Origin of the sequence: Citrifermentans bremense R1, from assembly GCF_000426865.1 — a bacterium.
Classification (GTDB): domain Bacteria; phylum Desulfobacterota; class Desulfuromonadia; order Geobacterales; family Geobacteraceae; genus Geomonas; species Geomonas bremensis.
This window is the reverse complement of record NZ_AUGE01000012.1, coordinates 1-17,565: the sequence shown is the minus strand read 5'-3', so window position 1 is coordinate 17,565 and position 17,565 is coordinate 1. Positions and strand designations below refer to the sequence as shown.

The 17,565-nt window shown below is 60.1% G+C and carries 20 protein-coding genes; 15 read left to right on the top strand and 5 right to left on the bottom strand.

Annotated features, from left to right (window positions below; all coding sequences use genetic code 11):
• Nucleotides 1-61 precede the first annotated feature (61 nt).
• Nucleotides 62-472, top strand: coding sequence for a response regulator (locus K419_RS0109220; RefSeq protein WP_026841329.1), 411 nt, complete (start codon nucleotides 62-64; stop codon nucleotides 470-472).
• Between the two features lie 402 nt (nucleotides 473-874).
• On the opposite strand, the gene K419_RS0109215 is transcribed toward K419_RS0109220, so the two are convergent.
• The gene (locus tag K419_RS0109215) at nucleotides 875-1,066 is read right to left on the bottom strand and encodes a twin-arginine translocase TatA/TatE family subunit (protein WP_026841328.1); all 192 of its coding nucleotides are present in this window, start codon (nucleotides 1,064-1,066) and stop codon (nucleotides 875-877) included.
• Nucleotides 1,067-1,252: 186 nt separating this feature from the next.
• Between K419_RS0109215 and K419_RS0109210 the strand changes: the two genes are divergently transcribed.
• Together K419_RS0109210 and uvrB are read left to right on the top strand one after the other, a co-directional pair.
• Nucleotides 1,253-1,702 (top strand): response regulator, encoded by a 450-nt coding sequence (locus tag K419_RS0109210; protein WP_026841327.1) that lies wholly within the window; start codon nucleotides 1,253-1,255, stop codon nucleotides 1,700-1,702.
• 45 nt (nucleotides 1,703-1,747) lie between these two features.
• On the top strand, nucleotides 1,748-3,736 hold the full coding sequence (gene uvrB, locus K419_RS0109205) for an excinuclease ABC subunit UvrB (RefSeq protein WP_026841326.1): 1,989 nt from the start codon (nucleotides 1,748-1,750) through the stop codon (nucleotides 3,734-3,736).
• Nucleotides 3,737-3,808: 72 nt separating this feature from the next.
• Here the strand turns inward: uvrB and K419_RS0109200 are convergent, their stop codons facing one another.
• Entirely contained in the window at nucleotides 3,809-5,257 is a 1,449-nt protein-coding gene (locus K419_RS0109200) for a hypothetical protein (protein ID WP_026841325.1), read from the bottom strand.
• 105 nt (nucleotides 5,258-5,362) lie between these two features.
• On the opposite strand from K419_RS0109200, the gene K419_RS0109195 reads away from it, so the two are divergent.
• From K419_RS0109195 to K419_RS0109175, 5 genes are all read left to right on the top strand, one after another.
• A complete protein-coding gene (locus tag K419_RS0109195) occupies nucleotides 5,363-5,665 on the top strand; it encodes a nitrous oxide-stimulated promoter family protein (protein WP_026841324.1) in 303 nt (100 codons plus the stop codon).
• Nucleotides 5,666-5,701: 36 nt separating this feature from the next.
• On the top strand, nucleotides 5,702-6,502 hold the full coding sequence (locus K419_RS0109190; RefSeq protein WP_026841323.1) for an ATP-binding protein: 801 nt from the start codon (nucleotides 5,702-5,704) through the stop codon (nucleotides 6,500-6,502).
• Nucleotides 6,503-6,619: 117 nt separating this feature from the next.
• Nucleotides 6,620-7,222: a peroxiredoxin gene (locus tag K419_RS0109185; protein WP_026841322.1), complete on the top strand. Its 603-nt coding sequence runs from the start codon at nucleotides 6,620-6,622 to the stop codon at nucleotides 7,220-7,222.
• A 226-nt stretch (nucleotides 7,223-7,448) separates the two neighbouring features.
• Nucleotides 7,449-7,877 (top strand): exosortase system-associated protein, TIGR04073 family, encoded by a 429-nt coding sequence (locus tag K419_RS0109180; RefSeq protein WP_026841321.1) that lies wholly within the window; start codon nucleotides 7,449-7,451, stop codon nucleotides 7,875-7,877.
• Between the two features lie 5 nt (nucleotides 7,878-7,882).
• Nucleotides 7,883-8,251 carry an exosortase system-associated protein, TIGR04073 family gene (locus K419_RS0109175; RefSeq protein WP_026841320.1) on the top strand — a complete coding sequence of 123 codons (369 nt, stop codon included), beginning with the start codon at nucleotides 7,883-7,885 and terminating at the stop codon, nucleotides 8,249-8,251.
• A 248-nt stretch (nucleotides 8,252-8,499) separates the two neighbouring features.
• Here the strand turns inward: K419_RS0109175 and K419_RS0109170 are convergent, their stop codons facing one another.
• Nucleotides 8,500-8,730: a hypothetical protein gene (locus K419_RS0109170; protein WP_026841319.1), complete on the bottom strand. Its 231-nt coding sequence runs from the start codon at nucleotides 8,728-8,730 to the stop codon at nucleotides 8,500-8,502.
• Nucleotides 8,731-9,016: 286 nt separating this feature from the next.
• Between K419_RS0109170 and K419_RS0109165 the strand changes: the two genes are divergently transcribed.
• The 7 genes from K419_RS0109165 (at nucleotide 9,017) to obgE (ending at nucleotide 16,694) form a co-directional block, all read left to right on the top strand.
• Nucleotides 9,017-11,503, top strand: coding sequence for a TIGR03960 family B12-binding radical SAM protein (locus K419_RS0109165; RefSeq protein WP_026841318.1), 2,487 nt, complete (start codon nucleotides 9,017-9,019; stop codon nucleotides 11,501-11,503).
• A 289-nt stretch (nucleotides 11,504-11,792) separates the two neighbouring features.
• Nucleotides 11,793-13,283 (top strand): Rne/Rng family ribonuclease, encoded by a 1,491-nt coding sequence (locus tag K419_RS0109160; protein WP_026841317.1) that lies wholly within the window; start codon nucleotides 11,793-11,795, stop codon nucleotides 13,281-13,283.
• Between the two features lie 35 nt (nucleotides 13,284-13,318).
• Nucleotides 13,319-14,497, top strand: a complete 1,179-nt coding sequence (purT, locus tag K419_RS0109155) for a formate-dependent phosphoribosylglycinamide formyltransferase (RefSeq protein ID WP_026841316.1) — start codon at nucleotides 13,319-13,321, stop codon at nucleotides 14,495-14,497.
• A 51-nt stretch (nucleotides 14,498-14,548) separates the two neighbouring features.
• On the top strand, nucleotides 14,549-14,851 hold the full coding sequence (locus K419_RS0109150) for a Rieske (2Fe-2S) protein (protein ID WP_026841315.1): 303 nt from the start codon (nucleotides 14,549-14,551) through the stop codon (nucleotides 14,849-14,851).
• Between the two features lie 118 nt (nucleotides 14,852-14,969).
• Entirely contained in the window at nucleotides 14,970-15,278 is a 309-nt protein-coding gene (gene rplU, locus K419_RS0109145; RefSeq protein ID WP_012528601.1) for a 50S ribosomal protein L21, read from the top strand.
• Nucleotides 15,279-15,345: 67 nt separating this feature from the next.
• The gene (gene rpmA / locus K419_RS0109140; protein WP_012528602.1) at nucleotides 15,346-15,603 is read left to right on the top strand and encodes a 50S ribosomal protein L27; all 258 of its coding nucleotides are present in this window, start codon (nucleotides 15,346-15,348) and stop codon (nucleotides 15,601-15,603) included.
• 74 nt (nucleotides 15,604-15,677) lie between these two features.
• Nucleotides 15,678-16,694 (top strand): GTPase ObgE, encoded by a 1,017-nt coding sequence (gene obgE / locus K419_RS0109135; RefSeq protein WP_026841314.1) that lies wholly within the window; start codon nucleotides 15,678-15,680, stop codon nucleotides 16,692-16,694.
• A gap of 73 nt (nucleotides 16,695-16,767) precedes the next feature.
• Here obgE and K419_RS0109130 read toward each other — a convergent pair whose 3' ends face one another.
• Both K419_RS0109130 and K419_RS21855 read right to left on the bottom strand, forming a co-directional pair.
• On the bottom strand, nucleotides 16,768-17,094 hold the full coding sequence (locus K419_RS0109130; protein ID WP_012528604.1) for a MazG-like protein: 327 nt from the start codon (nucleotides 17,092-17,094) through the stop codon (nucleotides 16,768-16,770).
• 67 nt (nucleotides 17,095-17,161) lie between these two features.
• On the bottom strand, nucleotides 17,162-17,565 hold a 404-nt coding region (locus K419_RS21855; protein WP_035497092.1), incomplete at its 5' end, for a proton-conducting transporter transmembrane domain-containing protein.

Here is a 17,565-nt window from a genome sequence, read left to right as displayed (position 1 = left end):
AAAGACAAAGAGACTACCTATGCAGATCTATTCACCGAGAACCGCAGTTTGTGGAGGCGCTATGCAAGACGCTGAGATTTTGCTTGTAGAGGATAACAGCAATTGCGAAGAGCTTGCCTTGCGTGCCTTGAGGAAAGCCGGGTACAGCAATGTGGCAGTTGCGCGTGACGGTGCGGAGGCGCTTGGTATGCTGCTGGGGGAGGCGGCGGAGGGAAGGGGGTACAACGAGCCTGACTTTGTGCTCCTCGACATGAAGCTCCCCAAGATCGACGGTGTCGGGGTGCTGCAGAAGATCCGCAGCGACGAACGTACCAAGAGACTGAAGGTATTCGCCCTCTCCTCCTCCGAGGACCCGAAGGACCTTGAGGAGTGCCGGAATCTGGGGGTGCTGGCGGTGCTCTCCAAACCGTTGAACCCGGAAGTTCTGAGATTCTGGCTTTCGGAAGAGCCGGTGGGTACCGCTCGCCAATAGGATTTCGGGGCCCCATCGGTATCTGCAACGCATCCCCTATCGCGATATCGAGTCCGGTACGGGCGGTCTCCTTCAGCCCGAGGGTTTGTGCCCCGGTGATCTGCCACTGCACCGTGAACTGATGACCCTGCTCCACGCGCAGGGTGGTCAGCACCTCCCGCAGCGCGGCATGGCTGGTGCTCCTCTTGAGCTGCTTCCCCAGGTCGTGCAGCAACCCTCCCAGGATGCCTCCTGGGCCTGCGCCCCGAACCCCGCCTTTTGTGCCCTACGACCTTGGCCGCCCGAGCCGGCGCGGGAATCCTCCTTGTCGCTGATTTTCTTCATATGTATTGTTCATAAATCAAATAGAAAAAGGCCCCCCTCTGCTGCGGGGGACCTTCTGAACGGCTATAGGTAGTCAACTCAGTTACTCTTCTTGTCGTCCTCGGAGCGTCCGGGTTTAATTTCGATCTCCTCCTTGCCGCTGGAGGCCTTCTTGAAGTTCCTGATGCTCTTGCCCAGTGCCCCGCCTATTTCCGGGAGTCGCCCGGCACCGAAAACCACAAGCACGATCACCATTATTATTATGAGCTCCGGCATGCCGAATCCAAACATAGGTTCCCTCCCTTTCAGGTAGCTGAAGATGCTGCAGTATGGCATCGCTGATGCAAAAAATCAAGGCAGGATTAAAACCATATTTAGAGGACAATTATTAAAACCATTGCGTTAAAATATTTAACTTGGTATAGATCCGGTGCGACTATTCTCTCTGGGCTATCTCTTTAAGTAAGGAGAACTGCGGTGAATAAGACGATCTTGCTGGTTGAGGACAACCCTGACGACGAGGCTCTTACCCTTCGGGCGGTACGCAAGCACATGCCCTACGGCATCGTGGTCGCGCGCGACGGAGCCGAGGCGTTGGACTACCTCTTTGGCACCGGGGACCACTCCGAAAGGGACTCCCTGGCGAACCCGCTGCTTGTGCTCCTCGATCTCAAGCTCCCGAAAGTCAACGGCCTCGAGGTGCTCAGGCGCATGCGGGAAAACGGTAAGACCCGCTCCATCCCCGTCATCGTCTTCACCTCCTCCACCGAAGAACAGGACATATTGGACAGCTACCGCCTGGGGGCTAACAGCTACATCCGCAAGCCGGTGGACTACGGCCAGTTCTGCGACAACATGAAGCAAGTAATGACCTATTGGCTGAGTGTCAACCAGCTCCCCCCCCAAAGAAATTGCGCGGCGGCCTGATCACCCTGTTGCCAAGGCGCGCCGAGGCCTGCTAATATCCCCGGCATGGACAAATTCGAACTGGTAACAAGTTTCGAGCCCCGCGGCGACCAACCCAGGGCCATCGCAGAACTGGCGGACGGAGTGCTGCGGGGCGACCCGCACCAGGTGCTCCTCGGGGTCACCGGGTCGGGCAAGACCTTTACCATGGCCCAGGTGATCGCACGCTGCAACTGCCCCACCCTGGTCCTGGCGCCCAACAAGACTCTGGCCGCCCAGCTTTACGGCGAGTTCAAGGAACTGTTCCCCAATAACGCCGTTGAGTATTTCGTTTCCTACTACGACTATTACCAGCCGGAAGCCTACATCCCCTCCTCCGACACCTTCATCGAGAAGGACTCCTCGATAAACGACGAGATCGACAAGTTCAGGCACTCCGCCACCAGGAGCCTTTTGACCCGTCGCGACGTCATCATCGTCGCCTCGGTTTCCTGCATCTACGGCATAGGCTCCCCCGAGTCGTACCAGGAGATGCAGATCCGCTTCCGGGAAGGGGACGAGGTAGGGCGCGACGAGATGCTGCAGCGGCTGGTGGCGATCCAGTACCAGAGAAACGACGTCGATTTCCACCGCGGCTCCTTCCGGGTCCGGGGGGACACGGTCGAGGTCTTCCCTGCCCACGACGACGAGCGGGCGCTCAGGATCGAGTTCTTCGGGGACACGGTGGAGGCCATCTCCGAGATAGACCCCCTGCGCGGGGTGCAGCTGCAGAAGCTTTCCCGCTGCGCCATCTACCCCGCCTCCCATTACGTCGCCAGCCGCCAGACCCTGGAGCGGGCCGTGGAGCAGATCCGGCTCGAGTTGGAGGAGCGGCTTCGCTACTTCAACTCGCAGAACATGCTCCTGGAGGCGCAGCGCATCGAGCAGCGGACCTTTTTCGACATCGAGATGATGGAGGAGATGGGTTTTTGCCAGGGGATCGAGAACTACTCGCGCCACTTCGACGGCCGCGCCGCCGGCGAGCCCCCCTACACGCTGATCGACTATTTCCCCAAGGACTTCCTGCTGGTGATCGACGAGTCCCACATCACCGTCTCGCAGGTGGGGGGGATGTACCGCGGCGACCGCAGCCGGAAAGAGACACTGGTGAACTACGGCTTCCGGCTCCCCTCCGCCTTGGACAACCGCCCGCTCACCTTCCAGGAGTTCCAGAAGAAGCTGCACCAGACCATCTACGTTTCCGCGACCCCGGCGGACTACGAGCTGAAGCTGGCGGAAGGGGTCGTGGTGGAGCAGTTGATCCGCCCCACCGGCCTTATCGACCCGGCCATCGAGGTGCGCCCGGCTGCCGGGCAGGTAGACGACCTGCTGCACGAGGCGCGCGAGACGGCGGCCAGGGGAGAGCGGGTGCTGGTCACCACCCTTACCAAACGGATGGCCGAGGAACTCACCGACTACTACCGCGAGCTCGGGATCCGCGTCCGTTACCTCCACTCCGACATCGACACCTTCCAGCGCATGGAGATCCTCAGGGACTTAAGGCTTGGCGAGTTCGACCTCCTGGTCGGGATCAACCTGCTCAGGGAAGGGCTCGACCTCCCCGAGGTCTCGCTGGTGGCGATCCTCGACGCGGACAAGGAGGGATTCCTCCGCTCCACGAGGTCGCTGATCCAGACCTGCGGCCGCGCGGCGAGGAACGTGTCGGGGCGTGTCCTCATGTATGCTGACAAGGTTACCGGTTCCATGCAGGCCGCCATCGATGAGACGCTGAGGCGCCGCGCGCTGCAGACGGCCTACAACGAGGAACACGGCATCACGCCGGAGAGCGTGCGCAGGTTGATCGGCAACGTGCTGCAGGCGCCCGAGGAGAAGGATTGGGTCACGGTGCCGGCCTCGGCCGAGGAGTTCGTGAGCATCAAGGAGCTGGAGAAGACGCTGAAGCGGTTGCGAAAGGAGATGCTGGCGGCGGCCAAGGCTCAGGAATTCGAGAGGGCCGCGGAGCTGAGGGACAAGATCAAGCGGCTGGAGGTCGCAGAAATCATGAGAAGCAATTGACAATTGACGATTGACGATTGACAACGAAACCCCCTCGGGCTTGGTGCGCGAGGGGGTTCTTGTTTGGATCTACTAGCTCGGCATGGGGGCGGGCTTTCTCCGCCTCCGCCTCCTGCGCTTCTTCTTCGCGGGGACTTTCTCCGCCTCGCCTGGAACCTCGGCGGCTGCAGTCGGCTGGCCCGCAGCTTGCTGGACCGCGTAGCGCTCCCACCAGTCGGCAAGGGACTTCTTCGGCGGGGTGAGCTTTTCCATGTAGCGCAGGTACTGCAGCGCGTCCAAAAAGGACGGCCTGCCGATCACGCCGCGCCCGTTTCTTCCCGGAGTCTTCTGGAAGCGCAGCTGCAGAGAAAGTATGTCCCTCACGGCAACCAGCACCCGGTTGGGGACGGCTACAGTCGGGTTCAGTTCGGCGGCAAAAGCGGCCACGGCCGCATCGGCCGCCTGCTGCTGCGGCAGTCCGCCATCCCTAAACTCGGCGATCTTTTCCTCGAGGTACTCGCCGAATACCAGCGCGATGAGTAGCGGAGGGGAAACCGGCTCGTCCTGCCCGATCAACTCGTCCACCCATTCCAGCCCCTTGCCCACCCGGGCATGGGGATACCCTTCGGATTCGCGCTCCAGCCAGGCGTCGAAGTGGGGGAAGAGCGGCGCGAAAAGCCCGCTGTGGCGCATCATCTGGTAGGTCCGCTCGCCGGCTCCCAGCAGGAGGAGCTTCAGCACTTCTTCGTAGAGCCTGGGCGGGGTCGCCTTGTTGATGGTGCCGCAGAGCTCCTCGATGGCGGCTTCGGTCCGCTCCTCGATATTGAAGCCCAGCATGGAGGCGAAACGGATGGCCCGGATCATGCGGACCGGGTCCTCGGTGAAACGGACCAAAGGATCGCCGATGGTCCGGATCAGTCCCTGCTTCAGGTCTTCCATTCCGCCCACATGGTCGATGATGGAGAAGTCGGCGATGTTGTAGAAAAGGGCGTTGACGGTGAAGTCGCGGCGAACGGCATCCTCCTCCGGCGTGCCGAAGACGTTGTCCCTGAGCACCATGCCGTCTTCGCTCTTCAGCATGCTTGGGCCGTGATGGCCGCGACGGCGACGCCCCTCGCGCTCCCCCTCCAGGGGTTCGGCTTCAGTAACGGCTTCCTGGGGGAGTTCAGGAGCCGCTAAGGAGGGGGCTTCAGCGGTTTCCTCGGCAGGGGCTTCGGCGGAAGCGTCGACGGTGGAGCGGAAGGTTGCTACCTCTATGATCTCATCGTGGAAATGGAGGTGCGCCAGCCGGAAACGGCGGCCGATCAGGCGGCAGTTTCGGAACATCTTCTTGAGCTGGGCCGGAGTGGCGTCGGTCACCACGTCAAAATCTTTTGGTTCGCGCCCCAGCAGCAGGTCGCGTACGCCGCCTCCCACCAGGTAGGCGGTGAAGCCTTGTTCCTTGAGCTTGTAAAGTATTTTTACCGCGTTGGGGCTCAATTCGGAGCGGGAAACGCTGTGCTCGGCGCGAGGGATGATGACTTTTTCCATATTAGTATTCATTCGATGGAAAATAGCACAAAGAAACGGCAAAGGCAAAGGGTGCAATCTTAATTCTCTTGACTTTGGTCATGAGGAAATCCACCTTCCTTTGCTATGGTGACAGTCATGGAAAACAAGCATAAGCAAGAAAAAGACATCAGGATTCTGGAGACCTTCATCAGCCGTTACTGCCGCAGCAAGCACAACGGCGAAAAAGGTAAACTCTGCCCTGAATGCGACGAGCTGTTGAGCTACGCGAAGCAAAAGAGAGAGAAATGCCCGCTCGACCCCAAGCCCACTTGCAAGCATTGCCACGTGCACTGCTACGGCAAGGTGCAAAGGGCAAAGATCAAAGAGATCATGGCCTATTCCGGTAAGCATCTTTTGCTGCGCGGCAGGCTCGATCTCTTGTGGCACTACTTCTTCTGACACTATTTAAAATAATTGATACATTGGAGGTAAAGGATGATCAGGAAAATAGTAAACATCGACCAGGACAAGTGTGACGGCTGCGGCCTCTGTGTCCCTTCCTGCGCGGAAGGCGCAATCAGGATCGTGGACGGTAAGGCGCAGATCTCTGCCGACAACCTCTGCGACGGGCTCGGAGCCTGCCTGGGCGACTGCCCGCGGAACGCCATCACCATCATCGAGCGCGACGCGGACGAGTTCGATGAAGAGGCGGTCGAGAAACACCTGCAGGCACAGGGCATGACGCCCAAGCCGCAGGCACACGGGCACGGGCATGGGCATGGGCTAGGTCACGGCCACGGCGCAGGACATGGTCACGGCGCAGGACATGGTCACGGTCACGGCGGAGGCTGCCCGGGATCGAGGATGCAAAGCTTCGCCCCTGCCCCCGCCCAGGCTGCCGGTTCCCCCGCGGCGGGCGCGGTGCAGAGCCAACTGGCACAATGGCCGGTGCAACTGCACCTGGTGCCGGTTACTGCGCCTTACTTCAAGGACGCCGAGCTCCTCATTACCGCTGACTGCGTTCCCTTCGCCTACGGCAACTACCACCAGGACTTCCTGGCAGGCAAGGCGGTCGTCGTCGGCTGCCCGAAACTCGACGACAACAACGCCTACCTCAACAAGCTGACCGAGCTCTTCAAGGTCTCCGGTATCAAGGGGATCACGGTTCTGAGGATGGAGGTTCCCTGCTGCGGCGGCATCGTGATGGCGGCCCGCCAGGCCCTCGCGGCGTCGGGGATGGAAATACCCTTCAGGGAAGTAACTATCAGTATTCGCGGTGAAATCGTCGAGCGTTAGTGTCGGTGAGACAAATAAGATGCTTTTAGTCCTTTTTTTGATTGACACCCAATGCGGCTGCTGGTACAGTTGCCCACATTAGATTTCCCAATCAGCACTCAAAGGAGAACAGCACTTATGAGTCTTACAACCTTGGTCACTAAGGAAGCCCCCGATTTTACAGCGCAGGCGGTGCTGCCTGACAACTCGTTCGCCGAGCTCACTCTCTCGAAATACCGTGGCAAGTACGTCGTGCTCTTTTTCTACCCGCTCGACTTCACCTTCGTCTGCCCCTCCGAGATCCTCGCTTTCGACAAGCGGGTGGCGGACTTCAAGGCGAAGAATTGCGAGGTGATCGGCGTATCCGTAGACTCCAGGTTCACCCACCTCGCTTGGAAGAACACCTCGGTGGAAAACGGCGGCATCGGCAATGTCCAATACCCGCTGGTCGAGGACCTGGACAAGTCGATCGCGAGGTCCTACGGGATCCTGAAAGACGAATCGGTCGCCCTGCGCGGGTTGTTCCTGATCGACACCAAAGGGGTGATCCGCCACTCCGTCATCAACGACCTCCCCTTGGGCAGAAGCGTCGGCGAGGCGCTCAGGATGCTGGATGCGCTGCAGTTCGTGGAAACCCACGGCGGCGAGGTCTGCCCGGCAAACTGGCAGGAAGGCGAGGAGTCGATGAAGGCTTCCACCGAAGGGGTTGCCGAGTACCTCAAGAAGAAGCACGGCAAGTAACAGCCACAATATGATCGACATCGGAAAGGCGCGGCTCACATGAGAACCGCGCCTTTTCATTTTGCCCTGCTTCCTTTGGCCCCCCCCTTCTGCACCTCAACTCCCGGCCAGGCACCATCCGCGGCCGGGGCGGCTAGTGGCAGTGATGCCGTTCTTGCCAATGAAAACCATTTATGTTAAAAGAACATGAGTTTTTTACCGACCCGTAGCCCGAAGAGGAGCCAAAATGCGCACTAAGGTGACCGTGTTTTCCCTGTTGCTGGTCATGGTCTTCGCCACGTCTTCCTTCGCGATCGAGGGGCAGCAACCCGAAGCGATAGCCGAGAAGATGGCGTTCAAGCTGGTCCGGGGAGTCACGAACGTGGCAACCTCGATCGTCGAGATCCCCAAACAGTCGTACCTCACGGTGCGGGACCGCGGCGCAGTAGGGTATGTGGTGGGGCCGCTCAAGGGTTTCGGGATGGGCGTTTACCGTCTCTTCACCGGTCTGACCGAGACCGTATTCTTTGCAGTGCCCCAACCGGGCTATTACGATCCCATGATCCAGCCGGAATTCGTCTGGGAGGGGTGGGAGGCAAAGAGGGTCGAGCCGAGAGCGCAAACCGTCGCCGTGCCGGCCGAACCCGCCGAACCCGCAGAGAAAAAGGGAGATTAGAGCTAATGCGCAAGTATGTCGTGGTGATGGCTTTGCTGGTGCTGGCCCTGGCAGGTACGGTTGACATGGTGCGAGCCGACGATCGCAACGTCGACAGTGCTGCCCCGCAGGATGTCGTCGACGGGATGGCCAACAAGCTGGTGCGCGGTGTGGCCAATATCGGCACCGGGTGGATGGAGTTCCCCAAGCAGATCTACCTGACCTGCAGGGACGACGGGTTTGCCAAGGGGCTCACCGTGGGACCGCTAAAAGGAATCGGCATGACAGTCGTGCGCACCGTCGCCGGCGCCGGGGAAACCGCGACCTTCTTCCTCGCCTATCCCGGCTTTTACGATCCCTATTTCGACCCGGCCTACGTCTGGCAGAAAGAGTAAGCTGCAGGTGGCCGCTTGGCCGTCGCGGCAGTAAAGCAAGAGATGAAAAGGGGCAACCGGATGAAACCGGTGCCCCTTTTCTTTTTTGCAACGACCCCGGTTCTGGTTCCCAAGGTGGACCTTGGGAACGAGGATAAACCTTTTCAAGCGGGGACTTCATTTTCCGCTTCCAACGGACTTCCAACGCGCGAGCACAAAAAAAGGCCGCATCTTGCGATGCGGCCTTCTGAATTCCCTTTAAAAGGAAATTACTTTGCAGCCGGAGCAGCCGGAGCTTCTTCTTTCTTCACTTCTTTTTTAGCAGCTGCTTTCTTAGCAGCTTTTTTCTTTTTCGGAGCTGCTTTCTTAGCCGGAGCTTTTTCTTCTTTTTTCACTTCTGCAGCCGGAGCAGCAGCCGGTGCTGCGTCAGCAGCGAAAACAACGCCAGCGAAAGCAACAGCAACGAGAGCAGCAACGATGGAGGACATAACTTTTTTCATGGTGAATCTCCTTTTTGAAAAGTAAGTAACTCTCCAACCTATAGCAGGTACTGTGCCAGTCTCTCATTATAATGTAAGTGCCCGGTTCAGAAGAAAAACCGATCCGGTGCCATTGGGAGACACATTAAAATCGCACCGCATTTGCTCCAATGAGTACCGCAAATGAGGTAGTGGTCGACCGAAGTCTCCCATGTTGCGGCAGCGCCGGGGCATATTACCTTGCCAGTCCGGAAGAATATTTGTTATTATGCCCGGTCTTAGCTGAAAAGCGGTATCCGGGGGTTTTTTGAGCAATAACATACTTTTGTCAGTGGAAAAGCCCGCCCGTTACATGGGCGGGGAGATGGGAACGGTTTCCGGCAGGGAGGGGGCGCTCGAGTTCGTGCTCGCTTTCCCTGACGTTTATGAAATTGGGATGAGCCACCTGGGGCTGCAGGTCCTTTACGGAGTGCTGAAAGAGGTCCCCTGGATCATGCCGGAGCGCGCCTATGCGCCTTGGCCTGACCTCGAGGAGTCGCTCAGGACCCAGGGGAAGCCGCTGGTGACGCTGGAGCGCAGCCTGCCTCTGATCGAGGCGGACGTAGTGGGTTTCACGCTGCAGTACGAACTCTCCTACACCAACATATTGAACATGCTGGATCTGTCTGGAATTCCGCTGCTTGCCTCGGAGCGGAACGAGGGTTATCCCCTGATCCTGGGGGGCGGTCCCTGCGCCTATAACCCGGAGCCCTTGGCCGACTTCTTCGACGCCTTTTTGATCGGGGACGGCGAGGACGCGATAGTAGAGATCGCCGACTGCGTTCGCAACTGGAAAGAGGAACAGCTGCCGAAGAGCGTGCTTCTGGAGCGGCTTGCCCGCATCCAAGGGGTTTACGTCCCTTGCTTCTTCGAGGTGAGCTATCGTCCCGACGGCGCGGTCGAAAAGATAGCGCCGCTCCTGGCGGGGTATGGGAGCGTGAAACGGCGCTTCGTGGCCGACCTGGAAAGCGCTTACTACCCGACCTCACCGGTGGTTCCCTTCCTGAAGACCGTACACGACAGGGTGAGCGTCGAGATTTCCCGCGGCTGCACGCGGGGGTGCCGGTTCTGCCAGGCAGGTTACATTTACCGCCCCGTGCGCGAGCGGAGCCCCGAGCGGGTGCTGGAGATCGTCGAGGAGACCCTGGGCAACACCGGGTACGACGAGGTATCGCTTTTGTCGCTTTCCACAGGCGATTACGCCTGCCTCACTCCGCTCTTGAAGGGGCTCATGGACCGTTACGCTTCCCAGAAGAAAGCGGTTTCACTCCCTTCGATGCGAGTGGGGAGCCTGAGCCCCGAGATGGCCGAGGAGATCCGCCGGGTGCGTAAGACCGGTTTCACCCTGGCGCCCGAGGCGGGAAGCGAGCGGCTCAGAAGGGTGATCAACAAGGGGATCACCGAGGAGGCGCTCCTGGAAAACGCCCGCGCCGTCTACAGTAACGGCTGGCGTCTCATCAAGCTCTACTTCATGATCGGCCTTCCCACCGAGACCATGGAAGACGTGGACCGCATCGTGGAGATCTCACGCGAGGTGAAGCGCCAGGGGAAATTCGCCGGCAACGGCGGCGACGTCAACGTCTCGGTCTCCAGCTTCGTGCCGAAGCCGCACACGCCTTTCCAGTGGGAACCGCAGATCACCGAGGAGGAGATCGTCGACAAGCAGCGCCACCTGCGCGGCGAGCTCAAAAAGAAAAAGCTGATCATGAAATGGCAGGACGCCTCCCTCTCCGGGATGGAAGGGGTATTCGCCCGCGGCGACCGGCGGCTGTCTCGCTTGCTCATCGAGGCGCACCGCCTCGGCTGCCGCTTTGACGGCTGGTGGGAACATTTCGACCGCCTGAAATGGGCGCAGGCCTTCGAGGCGAGCGGCATCGACGCCTCGTTTTACCTGCGCCGCCGCGAGGCGGACGAGCCGCTTCCCTGGGACCACATCGACTGCGGCGTGAAGAAAGCGTTCCTGCTTGCCGAGCGCGCGGCTGCCCTGAAGGAGACGGCCACCCCCGACTGCCGCTTCGACAAATGCACCGGCTGCGGCGTCTGCGATTTCGACAAGATCAAGCTGAGATTGAAGGACCCCGTCCCCTTCGACACGTACGCCACCGAGATGGCGCCCGAGGCGCCCGTCGAGGAGGCGCAACGGATCAGGATCCGCTTCGAGAAAGTTGGGCGGATGCGCTTCTTGAGCCACCTGGAGATGCTCACCCTGTTCACCAGGGCCGTCGGGCGCTCCGGGATACCGATCCGCTACTCGCAGGGGTTTCACCCGCACCCGAAGTTTTCCTTCGCCACAGCGCTCTCCGTAGGTATCGTCTCCTACGCTGAGTACATGGATTTCGAGGTAAATGCCGGTTATACGGCAGCCGAGCTGGAGCGGGCGCTGAACGGGAGCCTGCCCGAGGGGGTCCGGGTGCTGGAGGCGACCGAGATTCCACTGCGGGCGCCGGCGCTCTCCGTCATCATGGACAAGGTGCGCTACCGGGTAACCCTCCCGGAAGAACTTGCCCATGACCTGCAGGCGAAGGTCGAGGCCTTCCTCGCCCTGGAGTCGTCGCCGCTCAAGCGGGAGAAGAAAGGCAAATCGACCGAGTTCGACCTGCGCCACGAGCTGGCAGAGCTGAAGGTCGAGGGGAGCGCGCTGGAGATGGTGGTCGGCCGGGGCAAGCCCGTAGAGTTCACCTGCGCCATCCTGGATGTGCAGCCCGAGGCGCTGAAAGAGGCGCGGTTGGAGAAGCTGGAAGTACTCTTCTCCTAGAACCCGTTCAATATTCTACGTTCAAGGTTCGCCATGTGACGTGCTCGTCGGGAAGGGCTGGTGACGGCTCGTGTCTCGACTCCGACTGTAAAGGCAGCTTCAGGCGTGCCGCACGGAGATGGGGATCACGGAGCAGGAATGATCTCGAACCTTCAACGTTGAACGGGGTTGTGCCGGCCGGTGCCGTCGAAGGAATGGCGGATTGAGCAGGAATGTTATTGAACGTTGAACCTTGAACGTTGAACGGTTTTATTTTTGTTTTGAATTTCACATATAGGAAGGGGTTAGCATGGGAAACGAGCTGGTCATAAACACCACCTCCCACGAAACCCGCATCGCGCTCATCGAAAACGGCACCATCGCGGAGCTGTACGTCGAGAGGAGCAGGGTGAAGGGGATCATCGGCAACATCTACAAGGGAAGAGTGGTCCGGGTGCTGCCGGGCATGCAGGCGGCGTTCGTGGACATCGGGCTGGAAAAGGCAGCCTTTCTTTACGTGGCGGACGTCTTCGACGCCATGGACGAGTACGACAGCTACATCGAGGGTGAGCAGGGCGAGGAGCCGATGCCGCACCCGCTGCACCCCATAGAGGAACTGCTGCAGGAGGGGCAGGAACTCCTGGTGCAGATATCCAAGGAGCCTATCGGGACCAAGGGGGCGCGCATCACGGCGCACATCTCGCTACCGGGGCGCCACCTGGTGTACATGCCGACGGTGGACCACGTCGGCATCTCCAGGAGGATCGAGGACGAAGCGGAGCGCGAGCGCCTGAAGGAGATCGTGGACCGCATCAAGCCGGTGGGCGGCGGGTTCATCGTCAGGACAGTCTCCGATGGCAAGAGCGAAGAGGACCTGGTGGCGGACCTCCACTACCTGACCAAGCTCTGGGACGAGATCGCCAAGAAGAAGGACAAGGCGGGAGCCCCGACCCTGATCCACTCCGATCTCGACGTGACGCAGAAGGTGGTGCGCGACATCCTCACCGAGTCGGTGGAACGGATCGTGGTGGACTCGAAGCCCGAGTACGACAAGATCGTCCAGTTCATCAGCACCTTCATGCCCAAGATGAAGTACTCCATCGAACTCTACGACGAGGAGGAGCCGATCTTCGACCATTTCGGGCTTGAGGTGGAGATCAGCCGCGCCTTGGGGCGCAAGGTCTGGCTCAAGAGCGGCGGCTACATCATCATCGAGCAGACCGAGGCGCTGACCGCGATAGACGTCAACACTGGGCGCTACGTCGGTAAGCACAACCTGGAAGACACCATCCTGAAGACCAACCTGGAGGCGGTGAAGGAGATCGCCTACCAGCTGCGCCTCAGGAACCTGGGCGGGATCATCATCATCGACTTCATCGACATGGAGAAGGAGGTGAACCGCGAGAAGGTGTACGGCGCGCTCGAAGAGGCCCTGAAGAGCGACAAGTCCAAGACCAACATCCTGAAGATTTCGGAGCTGGGGCTCGTGGAGATGACCCGCAAGAGGGTGCGCGAGAGCCTGGGACGCATGATGTGCGAGCCCTGCCCCTACTGCGAGGGGCGCGGTTACGTGAAGTCCAAGATCTCCGTCTGCCACGAGATCTTCCGTGAGCTGCGTCGCGAGATGCTGGACATCCGCGGCACCAAGGTGATGCTCACTGTGCATCCCCAGGTGGCCGACCTCCTTTACGACGAGGAGCGGCGCGGGCTGGAGGAGTTGGAGAAGAACTTCAAGAAGCGGATCACCGTCCGCGCCAAGCCCGGCTTCCATCAGGAGCAGTTCGAGGTTGCGGTCAGCTAGGACCCGCTTGCTAAATTAAAGAACCAGGAGAAGTGATGATAGGGACGCCGCTGAAAAATAGTGCGACGAGGATGATGCTGCTGGGTTCCGGCGAGCTCGGCAAGGAAGTGGCCCTGGAGGCCCAGAGGCTCGGGATCGAGGTGATAGCGGTGGACCGCTACGCCGATGCCCCGGCGATGCAGGTAGCCCACCGAAGCCACGTGATCGATATGCTCGACCGCGAGCAGCTGGATCGGGTGGTCCGCCTGGAGAATCCGTCGCTCATCGTGCCGGAGATCGAGGCGATCAACACCGTCTACCTTTTGGAGCTGGAGAAGGAAGGGTTCAACGTTATTCCTACCGCACGCGCCGCGAACCTTACCATGAACCGCGAGGGGATCCGCAGGCTCGCCGCAGAGGAACTGGGGCTTCCCACCGCCGCCTACCGTTTCGCGACCAGCATGGACGGGTTCCGCGAAGCTGTCGCCGCCATCGGGCTTCCCTGCGTGGTGAAGCCGATCATGAGTTCCTCGGGGAAAGGGCAGAGCGTGCTGCGCGACGCGGCTGACCTGGAGCGCTGCTTCAAATACGCCATGGAGGGGGCGCGTGGCGCCTCCGACAAGGTGATCGTGGAGCAGTTCATCCCGTTCGACTACGAGATCACGCTCCTCACCGTCCGGCACGCAGGGGGCACCAGCTTCTGCCCCCCCATCGGGCACCGCCAAATCGACGGCGACTACCACGAGTCGTGGCAGCCGACACCGATGGTCCCCGCGGTCTTGGCCGAGGCGCAGCGCCAGGCCGAGGCCGTCACCGGCGCTCTCGGCGGGCGCGGCATCTTCGGCGTCGAGTTCTTCGTCACCGGCGACAAGGTCTGGTTCTCCGAGGTCTCCCCCCGGCCGCATGACACCGGGATGGTCACCATGATTTCCCAGAACCTCTCGGAGTTCGAGCTGCACGTGCGCGCTATCCTGGGGTTGCCGGTGCCGCAGGTCGAGAGCCTCGGCTGCGCCGCTTCGCACGTCATCCTGTCGGAGGGGCAAGCCGCGGAGGTCGCCTTCGAGGGAGTGGCAAAAGCCCTGGAGATTCCCGGCAGCAAGCTGCGCCTCTTCGGCAAACCCGACACCAGGAAGGGGCGCCGCATGGGCGTGGCGCTCGCCTTCGGCGCCGACTGCGACGAGGCCCGCCGGAAGGCCGAACAATCCGCCCACTGTGTAGGCATCGTAAAACGCTAGACCCGCTGGGGTGATCGAAGCCCTTTAATCGCACGCATCTTAGGAGGTTCCATGGTCTTTGCCGCGAAGGTGTCCGAGGTTCCGGAATTTGGCAAGAAGCTGGTCGAGACAGGCGGAGTGCAGGTGCTCCTGGTGAAGACCAAGGGGACGGTGTACGCCTGCGAGGCGGAATGCCCACACCAGGGCGCGCCCCTGCAGGGGGCTTTCATCAAGGAGGCAGGGCGTCTTTCCTGCCCGAGGCACGGCTACCGTTTCGACCTCGCCACCGGCGCCTGTGCCGACCATCAGGAGTACACCCTGAAGGTGTACCCGGTCGAGATACGGGGAGACGAGGTCTTCGTCGACGTCGGCTGATGCCCTGTTCAACCCGGCAGGAAAAATAGCCTTGGCGGAAAAAAGCCTTGACTCCAAAAACTTTTCAAGATAAGTTTGACCGCTCAATTGTAAATCCAGGGTAAAGGTGGTGAAGTTCATGTACGCAGTAGTTAAAACCGGAGGGAAGCAGTATAAAGTTTCCGAGGGCGATTTTCTGAAAGTTGAAAAATTGGAGGGCGCGGTAGGCGATACCGTCGAGTTCTCCGAGATCCTGATGGTTGGCGGCGATAAGGTTGTTATCGGAACACCTTTAGTGCCCAGCGCCTCTGTGGTCGGCAAGATTGTCGAGCAGGGCAAAGACAAGAAGATTCTGGTCTTCAAGTCCAAGCGCCGGAAAAACACCAGGAAACTTAATGGGCACCGTCAACTCAGAACGATCCTCAAGATCGAGAAGATCAACGCCTAGGCAATATTTTACAGGACGGTAGACGACCCCTCGTTCGACAGGGTGCTACCGGCAGAAGGAGCAGAAAATGGCACACAAGAAAGGCGTCGGCAGTTCCAGGAACGGCCGCGACTCCGACGGCCAGAGGCTTGGTTGCAAGAAATTTGGCGGCGAAGCCGTCAAAGCCGGCAACATCATCTACCGTCAGCACGGCACCAAGATCCACCCGGGAAACAACGTCGGCCTTGGCAAGGACTACACCCTGTTCGCCCTGATCGAGGGCGTGGTGAAGTTCGAGCGCATGGGCAAAGACCGTAAAAAGGTCTCCGTTTACCCGGCCAACTAGCCAACGCAGCATAAAAGAGTGTGAAAGCCCGGAGCCGCAAGGTCCGGGCTTTTGCTGTTTCCACAGGAAAGTCAATGAGTTTTATAGATGAAGTTAAGATAAATGTGAAGTCCGGCGACGGCGGCGCCGGTTGCGTCTCCTTCCGCAGGGAAAAGTTCATCCCGCTGGGAGGGCCCGACGGCGGCGACGGCGGCAAGGGTGGCGACGTGATCGTCAAGGTGTCTTCGCACCTCTCCACGCTGCTCGACCTGCGCCAGCACCCGCACCAGAAGGCCGGCCGCGGCAAGAACGGCATGGGTAGCGACCGGCACGGCGCGAACGGCCACACCCTGGAGATCCTGGTGCCGCAGGGGACCGTGATCAAGGATGCCGAGACCGGGGAGATCCTCGCCGACCTCGCCGAGCCCGATTCCACCATGGTTCTCCTGAAGGGGGGGCGCGGCGGGCAGGGGAACGCCCGGTTCAAGACCGCCACCCATAAGGCGCCAAAGTTCGCGCAGCCCGGCGAGCCGGGCGAAGAGCGCTGGATCAGGATGGAGCTGAAGCTGATGGCGGACGTGGGGCTCCTCGGCATGCCCAGCGTCGGCAAGTCGTCGCTGATCGCGAAGATCTCGGCCGCACGCCCGAAGATCGCCGAGTACCACTTCACCACGCTCAAGCCGAGCCTCGGCGTGGTCCAGTACAAGAACTACCGCTCCTTCGTCATGGCCGACATCCCAGGCCTGATCGAGGGGGCGAGCGAGGGGGCGGGGCTTGGGCACCGTTTCCTCAAGCACCTGGAGCGGACCGGGCAGCTGCTGCACCTGCTCGACCTCTCCTGGATGCCGGATCGCGACCCCATTGCAGAGTACGAGGCGATCAACCGTGAGCTCGCGCTCTTCAACCCCGAGCTTGCCGACAAACGCCAAACTGTCGTCGTCAACAAGATCGACCTCCCCCATGTCAGGGAGAACCTGAAAGAGATCCTCCCCTACTTCGAGGAGCGGGGAATAAAGGTCTTCCCCATCTCCGCCGCGACCGGTGAGGGGATACCGGAGCTCTTGGACGACATCGCCTTCAACCTGTGGGGCGAGCCGGAAGAGACCTGGTAGGGATTAAAAATAGAAGAGGGGAGCAGCCGAAGCGGTTGCTCCCCTTTTTTTATGTGGGAAATAATGGCAAGGTTCAGTTCTTCAAAAGTTTTTCAGTCTTGGTCAGGAAATTTTCCAATGCTTCGTTGATGTTGATTTCCATACGTTCTGCCAAAACAGCCAGCCACCATATGCACTCGCCAAGTTTATGCTCAAGCTCAGGCATAGTTTCGCCATCTGTCGGCCAACGCCCCTGCTGGGACATCGTCAGGCGGCCGACCAGCCCCGCATCGGTTAGAAAAGCTAAGGCATCTTCTTCAACGCTCCATTCTTTGCCATGGAGTTCTCTTTCAAGCAGGTGATAGCGCTTCCGTATTTGAACGGAACGCTCCACAACTTCAGCAAAGCTCAACTCTTTCATTTTTATTCCCTTTCTTCATTGAAATCGAAGTCACACGACAATTTGGAGAGGTTACGGAGTCAGGCGCTTACTGCAGCGCGGCGTCGACCAACCGTAACAGCGGGGCCGGGAATACCCCCAGGAGCAGGATAAAGGCGGCGGCGCAGCAAAGGGCAACGGCGTCGGCAGCGGAAGCGGCGCGGGGGGGAGGGGAGGAGGAGGGGTGCATGTAGAGGCTCGCGACGACCTTGAGATAGAAAAAGCAGGAGACCGCGGCGCTTACGATACCGGTGATGGCGAGCGCCGTTTCGCCCCCCTTGATGGCGGAATAGAAGATGAAGAACTTGCCGATGAAACCTCCGGTAGGTGGCAGGCCGGCCAGTGCCAGCATGGCGAGGGCAAGCACGCCGCCGCGCAGTGGAGCGCTGAAACCGAGCCCGGAGTAGTCCGCTATCTGGTCCCTTTCCTTTTCCAGTGAGAGCGAGGCTATGG